The sequence below is a fragment of the Vibrio splendidus genome, from assembly GCF_002873455.1.
GTDB lineage: Bacteria > Pseudomonadota > Gammaproteobacteria > Enterobacterales > Vibrionaceae > Vibrio > Vibrio splendidus_J.
In genome coordinates, this window is record NZ_MCUN01000022.1 from 115958 (window position 1) to 136328 (window position 20371).

Here is a 20371-nt window from a genome sequence, read left to right on the forward strand (position 1 = left end):
AGCTATAGCCGTAACGAAGCTTTAGCGACAAAAAACATTTAATGGTAACAACGCGTTAAAACACCTACCCCTTCAAAAAAACTCAAAAAAAAAGCCGCGCTATAAAGCGCGGCACCTTGGGCTCGGTTTAAAAGGGTGTTTCTTTTCTTAGTGGTTTTATTTTTAATGACGTTGTTATGTAATATCGTTGACTTCTTATTTAGCTATTCCAGTATTTAGCTATTTGGTTGCTTTAGTTATGCAAGTGCTTTCAACTTCAAGCGCATAGCATGCAGTACTGGCTCGGTGTAACCACTTGGTTGAGCACAACCTTCGAATACCAACTGACACGCCGCTGAGAAAGCAATGCTATTTTCAAAATCAGGCGCCATATTGTGATAGCTAGAATCACCTGCATTCTGCCCATCAACCACTGCGGCCATGCGCTTCATGGTTTTCATGACTTGAGCTTCATTACAAATCCCATGGCGCAACCAGTTAGCAATGTGCTGGCTAGAAATACGCAGCGTTGCACGGTCTTCCATCAAGCCTACATCGTTAATATCTGGCACCTTTGAACAACCGACGCCTTGGTCAATCCAACGCACTACATAACCAAGAATACCTTGCGTACTGTTGTCCAATTCATTTTGGATATCTTGAGCTGTCAGCTTTTGTTTACCTAATAGCGGAATAGTCAGGATATCGTCGACGTTCGCTCTCACTCGCTCACGAAGCTCTTTCTGACGGCTCGGTACACTAACCTTGTGATAGTGCAGAGCATGCAAAGTCGCGGCAGTTGGAGAAGGAACCCAAGCGGTATTTGCACCTGCTTGTGGGTGCCCGATTTTCGCATCCATCATCTTGGCCATGTTGTCCGGCTCTGGCCACATGCCTTTACCGATCTGGGCTTTACCTTGCAGGCCACAAGCTAAGCCAAGATCAACGTTCTGATCTTCGTATGCGCCAATCCAAGTCATGGTTTTCAGCTGTGTTTTAGGAGCAAACGGACCCGCTTCCATACTGGTGTGAATTTCATCACCCGTTCGATCTAGGAAACCAGTGTTGATGAACACGACACGGTCTTTAGCCGCGCGGATACATTCTTTTAGGTTGACTGAAGTACGACGCTCCTCGTCCATGATGCCGACTTTGATCGTGAATCGATCTAGACCTAATGCATCTTCAATGCGACCAAATAGTTCATTGGTGAAGGCGACTTCTTCAGGACCATGCATCTTAGGTTTTACAATATTGATGCTGTTCGCGGTCGAGTTTTGGTACGCGCTGTTGCCTTTTAAATCATGCATCGCGATTAGCGAAGTGATCATGCCATCCATAATACCTTCAGGCACTTCATTACCTTGAGCATCAATAATGGCAGGGTTGGTCATTAGGTGACCCACGTTGCGGATGAACAACATGCTGCGACCTTTAAGTGAAATCTCACCGCCCGTCACGCTGGTGTATTGGCGATCTGGATTAAGGTTACGAACGATGGTTTTGCCGTTTTTCTCTAGCGACTCTTGTAAGTCACCTTTCATCAAACCTAACCAGTTACGGTAAGCCAGTGCTTTATCTTCACCATCAACCGCAGCTACCGAGTCTTCGCAATCCATAATGGTGGTGAGAGCCGATTCTACCAGCACATCTTTAATACCAGCCACATCAACGCTGCCAATCGGTGCGCTAGGGTCAATTTGAATTTCGATATGTAGATTATTGTGTTTAAGTAGAATGCTTGAAGGTGCGCTTGCGTCACCTTGATAACCAATGAACTGGTTGCGATCAATCAAAGTGACTTCTTCGCCGTTGTCTAAGGTCGCTGTCAGTGTATTGCCAATATTGACGTTGCTGATGCTGTATTTGGTCACATCTTTATGGGAGACACCGTTTAAAGGTGCAGCATCATCAAGGAAACCTCTAGCGTAGCTCACTACCTTTGCACCGCGTACAGGGTTAAAGCTCCCACCCTTTTCCGCGCCGTCACTTTCACTGATAACATCGGTTCCGTAGAGCGCATCGTATAAGCTGCCCCAACGTGCGTTGGCCGCGTTAAGTGCAAAACGTGCATTCATAATAGGAACAACAAGCTGCGGACCCGCTTGTGTTGCAATTTCAGGCTCAACGCTGGCAGTCGTTACTTGAAAGTCATCGCCCTCAGGAACTAAGTAGCCGATCTGTTGTAGGAACTGTTTGTACTCAGCCGCATCCAAGGTTTGTCCTGCACGCTCTTGGTGCCAGACGTCAATTTGATGTTGAAGATCTTCACGCTTGATAAGTAATGCGCGGTTCTTAGGAGCCAAGTCTTCAAGGATAGTTGCAAATGATTGCCAAAAGTCTTCAGCGACAATGCCTGTCCCAGGAATGACCTGCTCATTAATTAATCGGTAGAGGGTGCTATCAATGTTCAAGCTTCCCTGTTGAATACGACTGCTCATAAAATCTCTCTCAAATTAACTGATGACTACTCAATAGATTTACGTTACTAGCTCAAATTTACGTTTCTAATTTAAACTTACTTAACGGACATAAATTTAGCTAATTTATGCCACTTATACTGGATATTCATATAAAAAATACCCTACAAACTGTGTTATTCCGTCACACCACTCTCTATTTCATTGGCAACACTTTTAATCAAGCGACGCATCCATTGGTGGTCGGGATTGGTTTGTAACAATGGACTCCACGCCATTTTCACCTCAAAGGGCTCAATAGCGAATGGCGCAGGTTTGATTAACAACCTAGGGTTATTGCGCTGCAATTGCGCGGCTTTGGTTGGAATGGTCAGGATCAGATTCTTTTGTTGTGCGAAGAGAATCGCCGACAAGTAGTGTCGAGTAAACACCGTGATATTGCGCGTTTTACCAATCCGCATTAATGCTTCATCTATCCAACCAAGCTTTTGTGCTTCGCTTGGGTTGATCCCAACTCCGGTTCCCATCCCGGTCTTACTTACCCAAATATGTTGCGCCTTTAGATAAGACAAAATATCGAAGTTGTCAGCAATCGGATTATCACAGCTAAATAAGCAAGAGAACCCGTCGTGCCAAAGGCTCATCTGATGGAACGACTGTGGAATGTCGTCAAAACGGTTGATGATAATGTCAACAGTGCCTTGCTCCACATCCTGATAACTCACGTCACTTGGCGTCATGATATCCAGTCGTATTTTCGGTGCTATCTCGCTCAACTTTTTCAATAGCGGCTGAATAATGGTCGACTCAGCATAGTCACTCGCCATGATACGAAACACACGTTCACTGTCTTCTGCATTAAACTCCGTGGTCGGCTGCAGTGTCTTCTCTACATTAACCAAGATGTTTCGAATCAGTGGCTGCAACTTATGTGCTCGTTCGGTCGGTATCATCCCTTCACTGGTTCTCACCAATAGCGGGTCTTCAAATAGATCACGCAATCGGCGTAGGCCATTACTCATGGCTGGCTGAGTTATTCCTAATTGATTTGCTGCTCGTGTTACGTTTCTTTCACGCAGCAACATGTCTAAATACACAAGTAAATTAAGGTCTACACGAGCAATATTCATAAGAAAAATACCGAATATAATAACTATAAATTAACAAAATTATCACATACATGGTTATTCTTTGTCCATGGTTAGATTTAATCCAAATCGAATGACCTCGCCAAATTGGCCAACATGTCCACGTGAAACTAAGGAATAGTTATGTCGCAAATTACACAAGATATCGAAAAGATTGAAGTTGCAAAAAGCGCTGCTGGTGCTCCATGGGATGCAATTAACCCTGAATCTGCAGCTCGTATGCGAGCTCAAAACAAATTCAAAACAGGTCTGGATATTGCGCAATACACGGCAGATATTATGCGTGCAGACATGGCGGCTTACGACGAAGACAGCTCTCAATACACTCAATCACTGGGTTGCTGGCATGGTTTCATCGGCCAACAAAAACTGATTTCTATTAAGAAGCACTTTGATGGCAAAACAGACCGTCGTTACCTATACCTTTCAGGTTGGATGGTAGCAGCACTTCGCTCTGACTTCGGTCCACTTCCAGACCAATCAATGCATGAGAAAACCTCGGTTGCAGGCCTAGTAGAAGAGCTATACACCTTCCTACGTCAAGCGGATGCTCGTGAACTAGGTGGCTTATTCCGTCAACTAGATGCGGCACGTGAAGCGGGCGATGTGAATCTACAAGACCAAATCCAAGACAAAATCGACAACCACGTAACACACGTAGTGCCAATCATTGCAGATATCGATGCTGGTTTCGGTAACGCAGAAGCGACTTACCTAATGGCTAAGCAGATGATTGAAGCGGGTGCATGTTGTCTACAAATCGAAAACCAAGTAGCCGATGAGAAGCAATGTGGTCACCAAGACGGTAAAGTTACGGTTCCTCATGCTGACTTCCACGCAAAACTTCGCGCACTTCGTTACGCTTTCCTTGAACTAGGCATCGACAACGGCGTTATTGTTGCTCGTACCGATTCACAAGGTGCTGGTCTAACAAAAGAAATCGCAGTAGTGAAAGAACCTGGTGACCAAGGTGATATCTACAACTCATACCTAGATGTTGAAGAGATCGATGTTGCAGATATGGCAGAAGGTGATGTTTGCTTTAACCGTGACGGCAAACTAGTTCGACCTAAGCGTCTGCCTTCAGGACTATACCAATTCCGCGAAGGTACAGGTGAAGACCGCTGTGTATTCGACTGTATTGAAGCAATCAACGCGGGTGCTGACCTTCTTTGGATTGAGACTGAGAAACCACACATCGGTCAAATCAAAGAGATGATGGACGGCGTACGTGAAGTTCACCCTAACGCTAAGCTGGTATACAACAACTCTCCATCATTCAACTGGACGCTAAACTTCCGCCAACAGGCATACGATGCACTGGCAGCAGAAGGTAAAGACGTATCAGCATACGACCGTGCAAGCCTTATGAGTGCGGAATACGATGAAACGGAACTGTCTGCAAGCGCTGACGAGAAGATTCGTACATTCCAAGCCGATGCATCGCGTGAAGCGGGTATCTTCCACCACTTGATTACACTACCTACTTACCACACCGCAGCGCTGTCTACTGATAACCTTGCGAAAGAGTACTTCGGTGACCAAGGCATGCTGGGCTACGTTGCGAATGTTCAACGTAAAGAAATCCGCCAAGGCATCGCATGTGTTAAACACCAAAACATGTCTGGTTCAGACATGGGTGATGACCACAAAGAGTACTTTGCTGGTGAGAATGCACTAAAAGCAGCGGGTGAAGCGAATACGTCTAATCAATTTGATTAATCGTTAACAGTGTTTCCCTTCTAGAATCTCCCCTTCCCTTTTCCCTGTTAGGTACCGGGAGGGAGGAGGTTTTGGGATGAAGCTTGTACTGCCGGCTTCATCTCAAAGCCTCAAATTTGTGTTCCACTCCACTGTGACCCTGAAAAATTCTGTTTAAACTGATCACATTCCTGTTTGTTGATTTTCCTATTTATTGAGAGTGCCTATGATTTCAATACCGACACACCTACAAGATGCTAAAACACTGCTGTCAGAAAATGGTTTCGCTACTGGTGATACTTGGTATCACGGCACATCTTCAGCCTTACTCGCTTCAATCCAAGGCCAAGGGCTGAAACGCTCAGGAGACAAAGCACTCAATGAAGCCGCTTCAAAAACCATGGCAACCATTGGTAATAATTACACAGAATTCGTTGAGCCCGTGTTCTTAACTCAGAGCAAAGAACTGGCCTACTACTGGGCTCAGCAAACCATTCGCGAACGCAGCACTCGTTTTGAGGGTGAAGAGCGCCCTATCGTGTTAGCCATCAACCTATCTGAAAAACAACAAGCCAAAGTAAGGCCTGACGTTGGCGCAATGAGCCTATTAATGATGAGTGTTGGCGAGCAATTCATGGCTCACCTCACTGAGATCTATCAAGAAAACAACATCGTAGGCCCCGACATCGAACTGCGCACTGCGGATCGTATGGACTATCTCAATAAGCTTGGAATGGCCTACATTGATGAAGACATCAGCCGTGCTTGTGTGCAAGAGCTGTCAGAGCCGGACCTGACCTGTTAATAAGCTTTATTACGTTAGCACTATTCAGAAGAAAAAATGGCTCCTAAGTAGGAGCCATTTTTAAATGTGACGTTATTTACATGCTCGTTAATCAATAGACTAGTTAATCAATGGACACAGACGACCTTGCTGCGCAGGTTGCATCATTTCGATGTCACCTTGTAGAGAGCGAAATACAATGGTATTCCACACTTCACCATTGTCCATTTCAAACTCGATAGCGTAATTCAAACCCGCGACAACCTGAGTTCGAACACTCAAGATCTGTTCGAGGTCGGCAGAGGTGTTCATTTGGCCAAGAACGACATCTAACGCCTGCTTAGCTTGGGGTGTAATATCACTTTGAGACCAACCACCCGTCAGATTTTTGGTGCTACAGATCGGATTCACATTCTCTTGCGATTGAACTGGTACCTCAGATTCCTGACTACACCCTGCTAACACAGCGACACTAAACAAGGTTACAACTCCAAGTAATGATGTTAATCGTGCTTTCTTCATAAATTCTCTCTACCTCTGTCATTCACAAGGGGTTACCTGCAATGATGTTTCATATGCAGACAAGCTTAAACCTCGAATGTCATCACTTCATCAGAAATTATGCTGGAACGGTCCCCTAAACACAGAACACTGTCAGAAAAACAAAGCCGAACATTCATGCTCGGCTTTTTATCTCAATAGCTTAAATATTATTGATGATAAAAAGCCATTGAGGTTAATGTCTTAATGAAAATAAACCAACATCTCGACATCATCACCTTGTTGTTCTGCACCGAGTAAGAAGTGTAAATAGCCTTCCTTTGTTACAGGGATTTGTAGGTACTCATTGCTACCACGGTAATCAGAGACATAGTCATGCTGTCCTGCCGTTGGCCAATATGAGTGACTGGCAAACAGATCAACGTTACCTCGATTTTGGTGCTCGGTATTCTTATCATTTAACCACACTCTTACCTCCTGCACGCCCTGTGGGACATAAACCGCGGCATAACGTCGCTGATTCACAGTCAGGGTTTGAACCTGACCCGATTCGAAGATCACTGGTGTTAAATCATCTTGTTCTTGTGTAGGTGGTGTTGGCGTTTCTGTTTCTAGCGAAGCCAACAGTGTCACATCCTTGAAATCGGTACGCCCCGCAATACTCATGTAGTAGCGACCCGGTTTGATATAACCTGATGTCTCTGGCTCAAACGTGACAAGCTCATTATTGCCGTTACCATATTGACTAAATTCAAAGTCATAGTAATGCGCTTCCTTGTTGTAGCTCATGTAAAGATCAGCATCACCTTGGCTTTGGCCTGAAGCATGACCTTCAATCGAAACCTCAAAATGCGTGGTGTTCTCTGGTACATCGACGTAGAACAACTGCTCACTGTACGCCTCGCCGTTCAACACTACACCTTGGTTTGCTGCAAGCACTATGGCTTGGTCTGTTGGATTTGTAGGGTCAGTCGGTTCTGTGGGATCAGTCGGCTCTGTTGGTTCACTTGAAACGGTGTCTAGCCAACGCTCAAACTCACCATTGTATTGTTGCCCAAGCACTTTCACTTGTTGCGCCCATTCTGAAAATTTGCCAGCACGAGACAGTGCCAACAAGCTCTGTACTTCTTGAGGATGTTCTTCCATCATAAAGCGCACTGCCAAGTAACCCCATCGGTAAATACGATTAGAATCGTGCGAGTAAGTGGTCGCAAGCACATCCGACAAACTCATCTTCCCGCTGCTAATCAAACCAACAGCGGCATCGTAACCTTGCTGGTAATGCATGAACTCAGCAAAACCTTCTAGCCACCACACGACATAGCCATGAGCCAAATTATCACTAAAGGAACCATACTGGTTAAAACGAGCATCGAGATAATGGGTGTATTCATGCTCTAAATTAAGAATCGAAAGGTCATCGCCGTTAGCATAACGATAAGCTACAAAACGTGCCACGTTACCCACTTCTGCAGGGTTTCCTTCTAAATACTGACCGCCGTTGTCGGTGGTGTTTCCAAACAAAAATGCAGAGTAATCGGTGTAGCTACCTTTGCTGCCAAATACCGCCACTTCAACGTGGTTGTTGTTATCGTCAGCGACGGGTTGTTGCCCAGTATTCGCCACTTGATGAAACTCTGCCTCTTTCGCTGCCAACACATCACACGCTTCAATAGCTTGTGACACACTCAAGTCTTGAGAGCGAATAATGGCAGGCCCTTGGCATTCATGACGATTAGGAAGAATACGCATGGCTACATCACGTTTTGCTTCCTCAATATCTAATCCGTTCAAGCCTTCAGGAGCATAATGGCCCATCATTTCAACAGCGGCCAACCAAAGTTTGTCATGCTCACTGCCAAGCGGATTTTGTGCCATCACTTGCTGCATAACTCGTAACGCTTTATCTTTAGTTTCTTTGTTTGGGCTTGCAAGCAAGCGACCGGTTTCACGGACTGCGTTATAAACAAGAAAACCTGCATCAGTATCCAATGCCCAAGAGTTATCACGAGCGAACGCTGCAAGCGTATCGATATGCTGAGTATGACTCGCCATATAATCGTAAAAGTTATCTCTAGCTGCGTGACCAGCCATTGCTCGAAACAGATTATTTAACCCGTCGACCCATTGTGAGTCTTGCGCGGTCTCTCTATTGAAGTGGGTCAGTGCCGCAAGTTGAGCGTCCATCGTCAATGGTAATTGCTTAACGTTATCGACCATCAGCGTCAAACTTTTCATCGCTCCAACTTGTTCACGACCTTGGTTTAGTGCATTTGCATTCGCAAGAAAAGCATTGACCGATTGAGCAAACCGCTGGCTCAACGCCTCAGAAAAATTGTCTGCTTGCGCATTATAGCGAACGTAATAAGCCGCACGAACAAACTCACCAAGGTTTTCGAGCTTACGAGCTTGTTCCGATTCACCTCGATAATGGGTAATTTCTGAGTTCAGCGCGACCTGAATACGGCTTAGGTTAGCTTCACTGTAGATATTATTTAATGAATTTTCCGAAGCTGAGAACCAAGAGCTATAACAGCTGTTGTCCGCTGCAGAAACAGACAAAACAAGCTCAGAAGCTAGCTGAAGATCCGAAACATCACACTGACTTTCAGCAAAAGAGAAACTGGAAACAGTGGCAAGCATGCAAGCGATCGCCAAACGATGGCGTGGGAATAAACGGGGATGAGACATACAACACTCATTAGTTAAATATATATTTGGGGTCGCCGTTATATTCCTTACAACCAACAAGGTGAATTCATGTGCATATGATTTATGAGATTGGTTCAAAAAATAGATATTTTACGTTATTTTATAAATTCAAAAGTTTATGCTCGACTTAACTCCACTTAAGGTGGGAATGGGAACAGATAACACAAGGTGTTGATAGTAATGTATTTTATTCTTACGTAATTTAATCAAGATACGACAGGCCTATGTTGTTAAGGGACCGTGCAAGTAGTAGAATCCAGCCATGTTATGCAACTTATCCCTCACAAAATAGGCACAAATAAAGTTACGGCTGACTTGCTTCAAGTAACATTATTCTAAAAAACACTAAAAGTTTTGTGTCCTGTAGACAGTGCAGATCGAATAAAAATAACTATATAAACCTAGGCTAGGTTCGGTTAATCAAATGAAAATAACGTCGTCTTTAGGCTCACTCTTAATTAGTAGTCTGTCTATCGAAATAAAACAGCGAGCGCTGATAGAGCTCGTCATCAGTACCTATCAGCCGCAAGAGCGAACTGCTCTTTTTCAAAACGTGACTGAATATCGCAGAAGCCAATTAGAATTGCTCTTCCCTGATCATCAAAAAAAAAGCTATTCGGTGCTGTTTGAGTTAATGGATTATCGCGGTCTAATTCAGCGTTATCCAAGTACGCTATCAGAAGAGATTGTGCGTCTTGAAGAAGCCGTGGGACAGTGTTGCATGCATTGGTTAGATTTTTGGTGCGAGTGTGAAATTGCCGCCATCAAAGCAAAATCACCATTAAACACCAAGTCCCCTTCTCCTGTGGATCTGCCCATTAAAGATAGTGCTTACTATGGTGCAATCGTCGAACAAATCGAAGGTTCTCAACTTGTGGTGCAAACGCCTTGTCACCCACAAGGAATGCCGATCAGCGATGCCATTGCTTTAAGCAATCTTGAGGTGTTCATCAAAGGTGAGAAATGGTTTGAAATGCTACCTTTATTACACCTTTCTCAGGCAGGTAAGCATTTTATTCTACTCAAACATCCAGTTGATGAAGCCTTTCCGACGCTGGTTTCCTCTGCGCTGATTCAAGATTGGTCAAAGAGTGATACGTGGTTAAGCTACGCGCCCCCGTTCAGCAACGAGCAATGGCACTACTGTTTACCCAATCACGGTTACGACGAACTGGCGAAGCTACAACTTTTCACACCGCCTACACTGTCAAAGTGTTATTCTCTGCCAGAATTTGACCAGCAATTCCAGTTACAATTGTCTGCTAAACACGCCCTATGTGAAGTGCTGCGTCTGACAGTCAGTGGCAAAACTCAACAAAAGCTCTATTTCCTCTATCTTGCTCAAAAAGAGCTGATGAGTGTCTTACACCAAATAGGGTACAAAATCGGCTTCACTATTATCGAGCAACCTTTCATGCTTCAGTTTTATCAAACTATTGAACCTAATGCGTACTTCCACTCAGGGTATTGCGAATTAAATGATGACGGCACAACAATTTATCGTGGGTTCTGGAATTTCGAGATGATGGTAAAAACATTCAATAACGTCGATTTTCGCAGCTACAAAAGCGCGGTGCGCGCGAGCAGAAAGTTAGGCTCACTAAAAAAATCAAGTTCTGCAGAAAAAACAATCTCAGTAAAAAAACCAAGTTCGGTAAGAAAAGATGAACATGTTTGATTTCGGCCTAGAGGCGATCATCTATGCAAAAGCAATCACGTTGCTTGCAACTGTGGCTGTAGTTGTTATGTGGTTGCTCTATTATTGCTACCGCTTAAAACAAAAGAGTGAAGTGATCGCTGGCACACACCATGCCCCTTACATTGCATATTCAATCTGTATTGTTGCGTGGATCAGCAGTAACGCGTACTTCCATACCGATTTATTACCAGAACTCGGAGCCCCTGCCGCCGTGTTCGCGGCAAAGTTTGCCAACCTCGCCTCTTTCTTTGCGTTTGCCTTTGCCTATTACTTCTCGTGCAAGCTCGCAGCCGAACAACGTAATGGTAAGGTTCACGCGTGGCAACAAGCCATTTTTGTCACACTAACTGTCTACTCCTTCTTTATCAATGTAAGCCCAGGGTTGACCGTTGAACATGTCACTATTACTGGCCCAAGCCAGTTCGTGATCGAGTTTGGCACACACACGCCGTACTTCTTTATTGGAATGATAAGCTTCGTTGTCCTGACGCTATTCAACCTCGTGGCCATGCGCGCCAACAGCAGCAAACTTACCTTAGCCAAAACCAACTACATGATCGCGGGCATTTTAGTGTTCATGCTGTCTACGGCGACAATCCACCTAGGTATGACCTACTTCTTGCGTGACTTCTCACTCACTTGGCTGCCACCAGCCTTGTCGATCAGTGAGATGTTATTCGTTGGCTATGCTCTACTTACTTCTCGTTTTTACAGCTTAAAATATCTGGCGTACATGAGCCTAAATACGTTATTGGTGTGTGCAATTTTGGTGATACCTTTTGGCGCGATATTTATCCCATTGACAGACGATAACCAATGGCTCATTGCTATCCCGATCTGCGCGGTTATCGGCATCACTTGGCATTTACTCTACAAACGCGTGAGCCACTACGCCTCTTTCTTTATCTACGGAAACAAGAAAACGCCAGTACAACAGATCCTCGCGCTAGAAGAGGATTTCAAGCTATCAATTGATGATGCAATGCGTCGTTTGGGTAGCCTGCTGCAGATTCCTGAAGACAAGCTACGCTTGGTGAACAGCAACTACAACGAAACCTTTTACGAGGATTATCTGTCTACTAACAAGTCCGTTTTAGTGTTCGATGAGTTGTCTCAGGAGCTTGATTACACCGCACCAGCCAAGCGCTCAATCAAAGCCCTGTATGACAAAATGATCTCCAACGATACCGCCTTGGTGATGCCTCTGTTTGGTCAGGGAAAATCAGTTACACATTTATTGGTATCGTCACACAAGAGCAACGATCAGATGTTCTCTAACGAAGAAATCTCTGCTCTGCAAACCTTATTAACTCGTGTACAAAGCACCATCGAAGCCGATAGACGCATCCGCCAAAGCCGCGCCCTTGCTAACTCTATCGCTCATGAAATGCGTAACCCACTGGCTCAAGTGCAATTGCAATTTGAACTATTAAAGCAGCACATTGATAATCAAGCACCAGCGAAACAAATCCTGCAGGATATTGAGAATGGCCAAGCGGCGATTCAACGTGGCCGACAACTGATTGACATCATCCTACGCGAAGTTAGTGACAGTGCACCTGAACACGGTCCTATCACCATGACCTCTATCCACAAAGCCGTCGATCAAGCCGTCAGCCACTATGGCTTTGAGAATGAAAAAATCATTGAACGCATTCGTTTGCCACAACACGCTGATTTTGTAGCGAAGCTGAATGAAACCCTATTCAACTTCGTTATTTTCAACCTGATACGTAACGCGATCTATTACTTTGACTCTTACCCAGACAGCCAAATTGAGATCAGCACCAAAACAGGATCTTACGAGAACGTTCTCACATTCCGTGATACCGGCCCCGGCATTGACGAAGCCATTGTTCATAAGATCTTTGATGACTTCTTCTCTTACCAAAAAAGCGGTGGTAGTGGTTTAGGTCTAGGCTACTGTCAACGCGTAATGCGTTCATTTGGTGGTCGAGTTGAGTGCAAATCTAAGCTTGGTGAATTTACCGAGTTCCACCTGTACTTCCCTGTTGTGCCAAATGCACCCAAAGCAGATGCACTTCGTACGCCTTACTTCAATGATTGGAAAAGCAATAAAACTTCCGCTGAAAACAAAACCAACGCAGAAGCTAAGCCAGATAACCAAGCGGCAACGCAAAGTTCAGAACCAACAAGTACGCTAACACCCGAGAATCATTTGGCTCCAACTGTACTTATCGTCGATGATAAAGAAGTGCAACGCACGCTTGTTCAGATGTACCTAAGCCGACTTGGCGTAAATAGCTTGCAAGCAAAAAACGGGGAGAATGCTGTCGAACTGTTCAGATCACAAAAGGTTGATTTGATCTTAATGGACGTACAAATGCCGATAATGAATGGATTTGACGCAAGCCAGATCATCAAAGCGCGCTCACCTCAAACACCAATCATTGCTTTGTCTGGGGAGTCGGGGCAACACGAGTTAGACATGATCAGCAAACTGATGGATGGTCGCCTAGAGAAGCCAACTTCTTTGAAGGCATTGCAATACGTACTGGACAACTGGTTAGAGAAAGACTGGGCGTCAAACGCTTCTAAAGAAACAGAAAATGAATAGCTAACAACGAATCAAAAATGCCCTCAAGAGATATCTTGAGGGCATTTTTTTCAGGCTCATTGAATGAAAAAAAACACAGCTAAAGTTTACTGATGCTTGGCTTCTGTCATCGCAGTTTCGATCAAATCCAGTAACCATTTGTACTTAGCTGAGTGCTGGTTTTTCTTATGAAGATAGGCGAACACCTCCATCTCCTCGGTCCCCTCTTCCAGTCCTTCAATCACAATTGAACGCAATACACCTTTATGTTGTTCAATCACCGGAGGCATACAGGGGGCAATAATATTGGAGTGCTTGATCGTTTCAATTAGCGCAATAATAGAAGTCGTTCGCAGCGCCATGTTAATGGTCTTACCTTGGCTCAAAACTTCCTCTTCCAACCGTGAATGTTTGTTTTGGTCGAAATAAGCAAGGTCAACATGAGCAAATGGGAACGACAACAAATCATCAATCGTTGCGATGGACGCCTTGAAAGGATGATCGGCTCTTACCGCCAATACAAACTTTAAGGTTACGAGAGGCACGGCAATGATCTCGGCAGGCAGACTCTCGGCTTCGAAGTGGATAACAAAATCAACCTCGTCGTTCTTAAGTCTTTCCAACGAATTTTGAGAACTCGTATGGCTTATCAGCCTTGAAAGTGGACTTTCCATTGCGAGCTGATGAAAAAGAGCCGGTGTTAACCAAGGCAAAATATGAGGGTTCGCCTCTATCTTAAAGTCTTCGCTTAATTCGGCAGGAGTAAACTGCTTACCTTCTTCTATCGCCGCGACCAAACCGTCTAGTAGTGGAAAAACACGTCGATACAGATCCTCAGAATAAGGCGTCGGGAGAAACTGCTTATTGGACAAGACAAATAACTCCTCACTTAACGACTCCTTAAGCTTTTTGATGCTTTGGCTTACCGCTGGCGTCGAAACAAACAGCTTTTCGGCTGCTTTTCGCAAGCTTTTTTCTTGATATACCACCACAAACACTTTCAGTAAGTTCAAATCAACATTGTTCAGTTTCATACCAAAACCATAAATCATTGCTTAACGAATGATTAAGTTTATATGAATTAACTTAACGATGTCCACTTTGTATAGTTATCCCACCTTCACGCAACACACGGATGTAGTGAGATAAACTTATGAGGCATCTATGTTATTACAACGTTCAATTCTTTCTCTAACTCCTTTACTTCTGGCAAGTGTCGCCTTTGCGGAAGAAACCGAAATTCAAGATATGTCAGATCCGTTAGCAGTCTATACACAAGGTGGCTTCGGTTACACAGACAAAGGCTTAAATCTGAAAATCGGGCAAACCTACGACACTGGTAGTGATACAACCATGGGTATGAATGTCTTGGAAATCAAAGGCATTGCTGGTGAAGCCATTGGTTGGAACAACCGAGGCGCAGATGACAGTATCGATTCGATTCGTTTCAGAAACTTCGGCGTAGACTTAACCAATGGTCGCGGCACACAAGTCGATATGTCTTGGGATTTCGATAGTAATCAAGGTAGTGCGTCATACAGCTTCATACAGGCTCTTCCACAAATGGGCATGTTTAACTTCTATCCGCTTGCGGGTGTCGGTGTTGCTGCCGGTGAAGAGTTGGTTGAAGGCTCAGGAGGCAACCTCGATGCAGATCAACTCCGAGATCGCTACAACATGCACGGTACTTTCTATGTGGCGGGTATGTACGCAAAAATGCAGCTCACCGACAAGATTTGGTTGAACTACAACCCTATGTATCTAGGCACGATGTCTGGTTCATCAACATTCAAAGATTATGGCTTTGAGGGCAATGATTCTGTACTTGCACATGAGTTTGCAGCGAGCTACCAGATTAACCCAAGAGCAAACGTTCGTTATTTTGCAAACTGGACAGAAAATACAAGTATCGAAGACGGTGATCACCGCATCGAATTTAACTATCAGTTTTAAGCAGCCATTCTCTGCTTGGATGAGCTCTTTCAGTTTTAGCGATAACTTTGAGTTTTTGAGGACACATATGAACCTAATATCTAAAGCCCTTATCGGTACGTTCACTTGCCCACTACGATCGACAGCGATGCTAGTTTCTATAACAGCCTTGTTTTCTGCAACGGCGATAGCTGGGAACAATGACACGACAGAAACTATTCAAACACGTGCAGGTGACTTTACTTTCGAAACCGACTTTCTTCATGGCATTCCAACACAAGCAAGCTCAGAGAAGCTGTTTGAATTGATGGATTATCAACGAGCGTCGCAAGCGTACATTTGGTCAGTACCTTTAGTTTCGAATTACGCATGGAAACAAGCGTATGCCAACATGGGCGCAGAAGATGGCCAAATCACCTACGTAGAGTCTCATGAATCTAAACTGGGTGGTTTAACTTACAACACCTCTACGCCGTATGCGATTACCTGGTTTAACGTAGAGAAAGAGCCCGTAGTGATTGAGATTCCGACAGACGAGTTGCGCGGCGCAGTGCACACCATGTGGCAAATTGGCATTTCTCAAATGACAGAGCCGGGTGTCTACGTTGTAAAAGCAAAAGGTTCTGAAACGCCGCGCAACCTTCCAAAGGGCGCTAAGGTATTTGAGTCTGACACGAACAACGTTTTCTTCGGTGTTCGCTTAATGGCGAAGTCAGAACAACAGCGTATGAAAGATTTAGAAGCGCTAAAGATCACAGACCTGAGTGGCAAACTACTTAGCAATAACGGTGTGAACTTCCCTGAGCATGGCGAAGACGCCAAACACCCGCGTGGCATGGCATTTTGGGAAACGCTGAATGAAGCAATACAAGCTGAGCCAGTAGCAGAGCGCGATCGTATGATGCACGACATGCTACGCCCACTAGGTATTGAAAAAGGCAAAGCATTTACCCCATCAGCTCAGCAGCGTGACACCTTAGAACAAGCTGTCGTCATGGGTGAAGCCATGGTCAAAAACATCGACTTCAACAAAACCGAACGCCTGCCACACGCGGCTTATGGTAAAGAAGGGAATTCGTGGGAGATCGCAACGGCTTCAACACCAAACCAAGATCGTCACTATGGTATGGACCTTGATGGACGTGCGGCTTGGTTTTATGAAGCAGTGACTAACGACATTGCAATGCACGGATTTGAGAACGGCGGCTGGGGTCAGATCTACTTAGACAACTACCGTGATGACAATGGAAAAGGGCTTAATGGCAGCAATCACTACACTCTGACACTGGATGGAGATGTAAATTTCGCCGATTTATTCTGGACCATCACTGTCTACAACGTTGAAAACCGCGCTATCATCGACAACGACATTGAGCGTGCTGATGTGGGTTCAAACATCGAAGGGACAGTTAGAGATGCAAAAGGCAATTACACCTTCCACTTCTCGCCAACTAAACCTGCTGGTGTAAATGAAGCGAATTGGGTTCAAACCAGAGAAGATGAAAACTGGTTTGTCTACTTCCGTGCTTACTCACCAAGTAAAGCATTTGTAGAGCAGCAGCCTGAAACCTTGCTGCCTAACTTTAAGCGTGTGAACTGATCATCTAAAGCAAATCGCGGATGACTTATCCACGCCTTTAAAAACTTTCAGGCTCACAGAGCAAAACAAAAGAGGAGCCTTAGTGCTCCTCTTTTATGTTCTATTTAAATCTAACAGCCAAGTAAGGCCTTGATAAAATTAATCTAAAAGTGAACGTACGTAATCTGCAATGTCTGGGTTTTGACAATGGTCAAAGAAGCATTGTTGGAAGCGCTCGCTACCAACCGCTGTTTTTACAAGCTCTTGGTCGATTGCTCTTAACGAGTCAATAAAGTTATCTTTTACCACCGCCGCTTTCACTTCATTCAAAATAGCTGCATTGCGCTGCTGTGGCTCTGCTCTCTCCAGAGGGTAACCTTGGCCACGCTCACCGGTGAAAGCCTTTTCGAATATATAACGGATATTCAGCTCACCAGCCCAGCCAAAGCCTTTAGCAAAAGCGAGGGCGATAGCATTGCCGTTGTTGATTTGGTTAAACAAGAAAGCATCTGATGGCTCTAGGCAGTATCCACAAACGACACCCGGATGCAGATTCAGTGACATCAAAGCACCTTGGCCTGTACCACAACCCGTCACAACAAAATCCACCGCCTTTGAATTGATCAGAATGCTCGCCATGATACCGAGATGAATATAAGTTAAGTGGTGATCATTCTCGTCTGTCATGCCTAAGTTGAAAACATCATGACCAAGACCACCAGCCACCGACTCTAACTCAGCTGAGACCATGGCATTTTTGCCGGCTTGACTGTTTTCCATCATTAATGCGATTTTCATTTATGTTCTCCTGCAAGATTGCTGCAAATTTAAAATTCTTAACCGTGTTTGTTATAAGAGCAGTTAGCGTGCTAACCACCCCCCATCGACAGCAATGGTGTAACCGTTGATGTAATCCGATGCTGATGATGCTAAGAACACACAAGGGCCTGCGATATCCTGTGGTGTACCCCAACGTTCGGCAGGAATACGCTCAAGAATCGCTTGATTGCGCTCAACATCGTCACGTAGTGCTTGAGTGTTATTCGTTTCCATATAGCCAGGGGCAATCGCATTGACATTGATGTTGTCGCGCGCCCATTCGTTCGCCATCGCACGTGTTATTCCCATCACAGCACTCTTTGAGGCCGTATAAGAAGGCACGCGAATACCACCTTGGAATGAAAGCATTGATGCGATATTAATGATCTTACCGCCAGTGTCTTGAGCCTTGAATTGCTTCGCAACCGCCTGAGACATAAAGAAAACGGTCTTCGTATTGACGTTCATTACGTCATCCCAATTTTGCTCTGAAAACTCAATCGCGTCTTCACGGCGGATGATGCCAGCATTGTTGACCAGGATGTCGACTTGACCAAACTCAGCCAAAGTTCTCTCTATAATGCCAGGAATACACTCTTGCTTTAGAAGGTCGGCACGTACGTCTAAAAACGCATGACCCGCAGCACTCATTATCTCAACGGTCTCTTCAGGCTCGCTACGGTTAACACCAACAACCTTACAACCAGCTTCAGCTAAACCCATTGCAATACCTTGTCCAAGGCCAGTATTACAACCAGTCACTATCGCGACTTTCCCTTCTAAACTAAATGACTCTAACATCTGTTCGCTCGCTCAATTACGTTTGGAATTGTGGCATATCGTTACCACCACTCAATTAAATCATACAATACGATATTAAAACGAGACTGACGTTAAAGAACTTGGATCAAAACCCGTTGAACAAATTGAAACGAATACAACAAAGTAAATGGACAGGGTGCGTGATTTGAAGAAGGGTAAACCGGTAACCGTTTAGGAATATAGAGCCCGTAAATTATCTAAAACAGATATTTCAGGTATTTGGCAACAATCCGATGATTTAAAAGGCTAAACGGTATATACATAATAATGTGTTATTAAAAGTACTGAATTATCATGACGCTCAAAGAAATCCTGAAAATCCTCAACGTCCGCTACTTCTTAATGTTTCGAAGCAGCTACTTTGCGCGTTTTTACTACCCTATATTCACCCTACTCTATTTAGATTACGGGCTAACTCTCTCTCAATTCGCGATGCTTAATGTGGTTTGGGCTGCCACCATCGTGCTTGCTGAAGTGCCGTCGGGCGCGTTCGCTGATACCTTAGGCCGCAAAAAATTGGTAGTGCTATCTTCAATTGTGATGTTTGTCGAGATCGCGATGATCGCGCTAGTGCCAACCGGAAATCCCGACTTGGTGTTCATTGTCTTTCTGATTAATCGGATACTCAGTGGCTTAGCAATGGCACTGGCCAGCGGCGCCGACGAAGCATTGGCTTACGACACCTTAAAAGAACAAGGCAATGAAGAGTTGTGGCCGCGAGTGCTACAAATTCAACTTCGTGTCGCCTCAACCGTCGGTATCTTTGTCACATTGATTGGTGCGGCAATGTACGATGTGAACTTCATGGCGAACATCTTTCATTTCTTCGGATTAGCCGAGCCAGAAAGCACTAAAGACCTAATGCGCATTCCTGTATTCGCCACCCTATTTGTCGCGATGATCGCCATCTACGCCGCGATTAATATGCGCGAAGAGAAGAAGGTGATGCCAAGCGACCAAACCAAATTGACAACCACCATCGCAAGTCTCAAATTAACGCTCGATGCTGGTAAGTGGGTATTTGCTACGCCTTACGTGCTGTTCATCTTGCTCTACTACAGCCTATTCGAACACACTTCGCGAATGTTCCTAACCATGAACAGCCAGTACTATCTCGCCATTGATATTCCGATTATTTACTTTGGTTTTATTGGCGCGGGGATCAGCCTGCTTAAAATCATATTAGCGGGACAAAGCCGTAGGCTAGCAGAAAGCATGGAGCCTAGAACCTTTATTCTGATTATGGGTTTAGCGACCATGGCGACTTATTATTGGATCAGTCTGGGATGGTCGATTTACGGGGTGATTCCAGCACTGGTGCTGATTTTTATTATCATGACAATGAACATTTTCATCAGCTACCACCTGAATAAGAAGACCGAATCGCATAACCGAGCTACCGTTCTCAGCTTCAAAGGCCTGATGTTTAACCTAGGGTACGGGCTGATCGGTATCCTGTATGCGTACTACTATAAACTGGTGTCTCAGGGCTACACCGAACAAGAAATAGAGCAGAACCTTGCTTTCTTAGCCTCACTGTCTTCGTTTTTCTATTACTTCACTTTGTTGTTCATTGCTATCAGCGCTTTGTTCTATTTCAAGAACCGAAAAGAGCCAATTTTTTGAAGCGGCTAGAGATATTGAGTCGAAATTCAAGCTTCACCTCCTGCTATAACAAGACTAAGTCGCTTCTTATATTGGTATGGTTTGTTAGTATA

Annotated in this window: 14 protein-coding genes; 7 read left to right on the forward strand and 7 right to left on the reverse strand. The window is 44.7% G+C overall.

All coding sequences use genetic code 11. The annotated features are described in order from the left end of the window. Positions 1-236: 236 nt before the first annotated feature. Together BCU75_RS17555 and BCU75_RS17560 are read right to left on the reverse strand one after the other, a co-directional pair. Positions 237-2420, reverse strand: coding sequence for a malate synthase G (locus BCU75_RS17555; RefSeq protein ID WP_102474597.1), 2184 nt, complete (start codon positions 2418-2420; stop codon positions 237-239). Between the two features lie 155 nt (positions 2421-2575). After that, the gene (locus tag BCU75_RS17560; RefSeq protein ID WP_061022112.1) at positions 2576-3529 is read right to left on the reverse strand and encodes a LysR family transcriptional regulator; all 954 of its coding nucleotides are present in this window, start codon (positions 3527-3529) and stop codon (positions 2576-2578) included. A 141-nt stretch (positions 3530-3670) separates the two neighbouring features. Here BCU75_RS17560 and BCU75_RS17565 point away from each other — a divergent pair, with 141 nt between their 5' ends. Both BCU75_RS17565 and BCU75_RS17570 read left to right on the forward strand, forming a co-directional pair. After that, a complete protein-coding gene (locus BCU75_RS17565) occupies positions 3671-5269 on the forward strand; it encodes an isocitrate lyase (protein ID WP_076674030.1) in 1599 nt (532 codons plus the stop codon). A gap of 205 nt (positions 5270-5474) precedes the next feature. Beyond that, positions 5475-6053 carry a hypothetical protein gene (locus BCU75_RS17570; protein WP_102474598.1) on the forward strand — a complete coding sequence of 193 codons (579 nt, stop codon included), beginning with the start codon at positions 5475-5477 and terminating at the stop codon, positions 6051-6053. A 99-nt stretch (positions 6054-6152) separates the two neighbouring features. Here BCU75_RS17570 and BCU75_RS17575 read toward each other — a convergent pair whose 3' ends face one another. Continuing rightward, positions 6153-6554, reverse strand: a complete 402-nt coding sequence (locus BCU75_RS17575; protein WP_102474599.1) for a cystatin domain-containing protein — start codon at positions 6552-6554, stop codon at positions 6153-6155. A gap of 222 nt (positions 6555-6776) precedes the next feature. Then, positions 6777-9224: a M9 family metallopeptidase gene (locus BCU75_RS17580; RefSeq protein ID WP_102474600.1), complete on the reverse strand. Its 2448-nt coding sequence runs from the start codon at positions 9222-9224 to the stop codon at positions 6777-6779. Positions 9225-9669: 445 nt separating this feature from the next. Here BCU75_RS17580 and BCU75_RS17585 point away from each other — a divergent pair, with 445 nt between their 5' ends. Then, on the forward strand, positions 9670-10923 hold the full coding sequence (locus BCU75_RS17585; protein WP_102474601.1) for an acyl-homoserine-lactone synthase: 1254 nt from the start codon (positions 9670-9672) through the stop codon (positions 10921-10923). Next, a complete protein-coding gene (gene luxN / locus BCU75_RS17590) occupies positions 10916-13522 on the forward strand; it encodes a quorum-sensing autoinducer 1 sensor kinase/phosphatase LuxN (protein WP_102474602.1) in 2607 nt (868 codons plus the stop codon). Before BCU75_RS17585 ends, luxN begins: the two co-directional genes overlap by 8 nt. 86 nt (positions 13523-13608) lie before the next feature. Here luxN and BCU75_RS17595 read toward each other — a convergent pair whose 3' ends face one another. Further along, positions 13609-14535, reverse strand: a complete 927-nt coding sequence (locus BCU75_RS17595) for a LysR family transcriptional regulator (RefSeq protein ID WP_076674018.1) — start codon at positions 14533-14535, stop codon at positions 13609-13611. Positions 14536-14665: 130 nt separating this feature from the next. On the opposite strand from BCU75_RS17595, the gene BCU75_RS17600 reads away from it, so the two are divergent. Together BCU75_RS17600 and BCU75_RS17605 are read left to right on the forward strand one after the other, a co-directional pair. Beyond that, positions 14666-15454 carry a hypothetical protein gene (locus tag BCU75_RS17600; protein WP_076674016.1) on the forward strand — a complete coding sequence of 263 codons (789 nt, stop codon included), beginning with the start codon at positions 14666-14668 and terminating at the stop codon, positions 15452-15454. Between the two features lie 67 nt (positions 15455-15521). After that, positions 15522-17033 (forward strand): DUF1214 domain-containing protein, encoded by a 1512-nt coding sequence (locus BCU75_RS17605; protein ID WP_102466011.1) that lies wholly within the window; start codon positions 15522-15524, stop codon positions 17031-17033. A gap of 138 nt (positions 17034-17171) precedes the next feature. Here the strand turns inward: BCU75_RS17605 and BCU75_RS17610 are convergent, their stop codons facing one another. Both BCU75_RS17610 and kduD read right to left on the reverse strand, forming a co-directional pair. Further along, positions 17172-17810 carry an RpiB/LacA/LacB family sugar-phosphate isomerase gene (locus BCU75_RS17610; protein WP_076652863.1) on the reverse strand — a complete coding sequence of 213 codons (639 nt, stop codon included), beginning with the start codon at positions 17808-17810 and terminating at the stop codon, positions 17172-17174. 63 nt (positions 17811-17873) lie between these two features. Further along, positions 17874-18632 carry a 2-dehydro-3-deoxy-D-gluconate 5-dehydrogenase KduD gene (gene kduD / locus BCU75_RS17615; protein WP_102474603.1) on the reverse strand — a complete coding sequence of 253 codons (759 nt, stop codon included), beginning with the start codon at positions 18630-18632 and terminating at the stop codon, positions 17874-17876. Between the two features lie 315 nt (positions 18633-18947). On the opposite strand from kduD, the gene BCU75_RS17620 reads away from it, so the two are divergent. After that, positions 18948-20279: an MFS transporter gene (locus tag BCU75_RS17620; protein ID WP_102474604.1), complete on the forward strand. Its 1332-nt coding sequence runs from the start codon at positions 18948-18950 to the stop codon at positions 20277-20279. Positions 20280-20371: the final 92 nt, after the last annotated feature.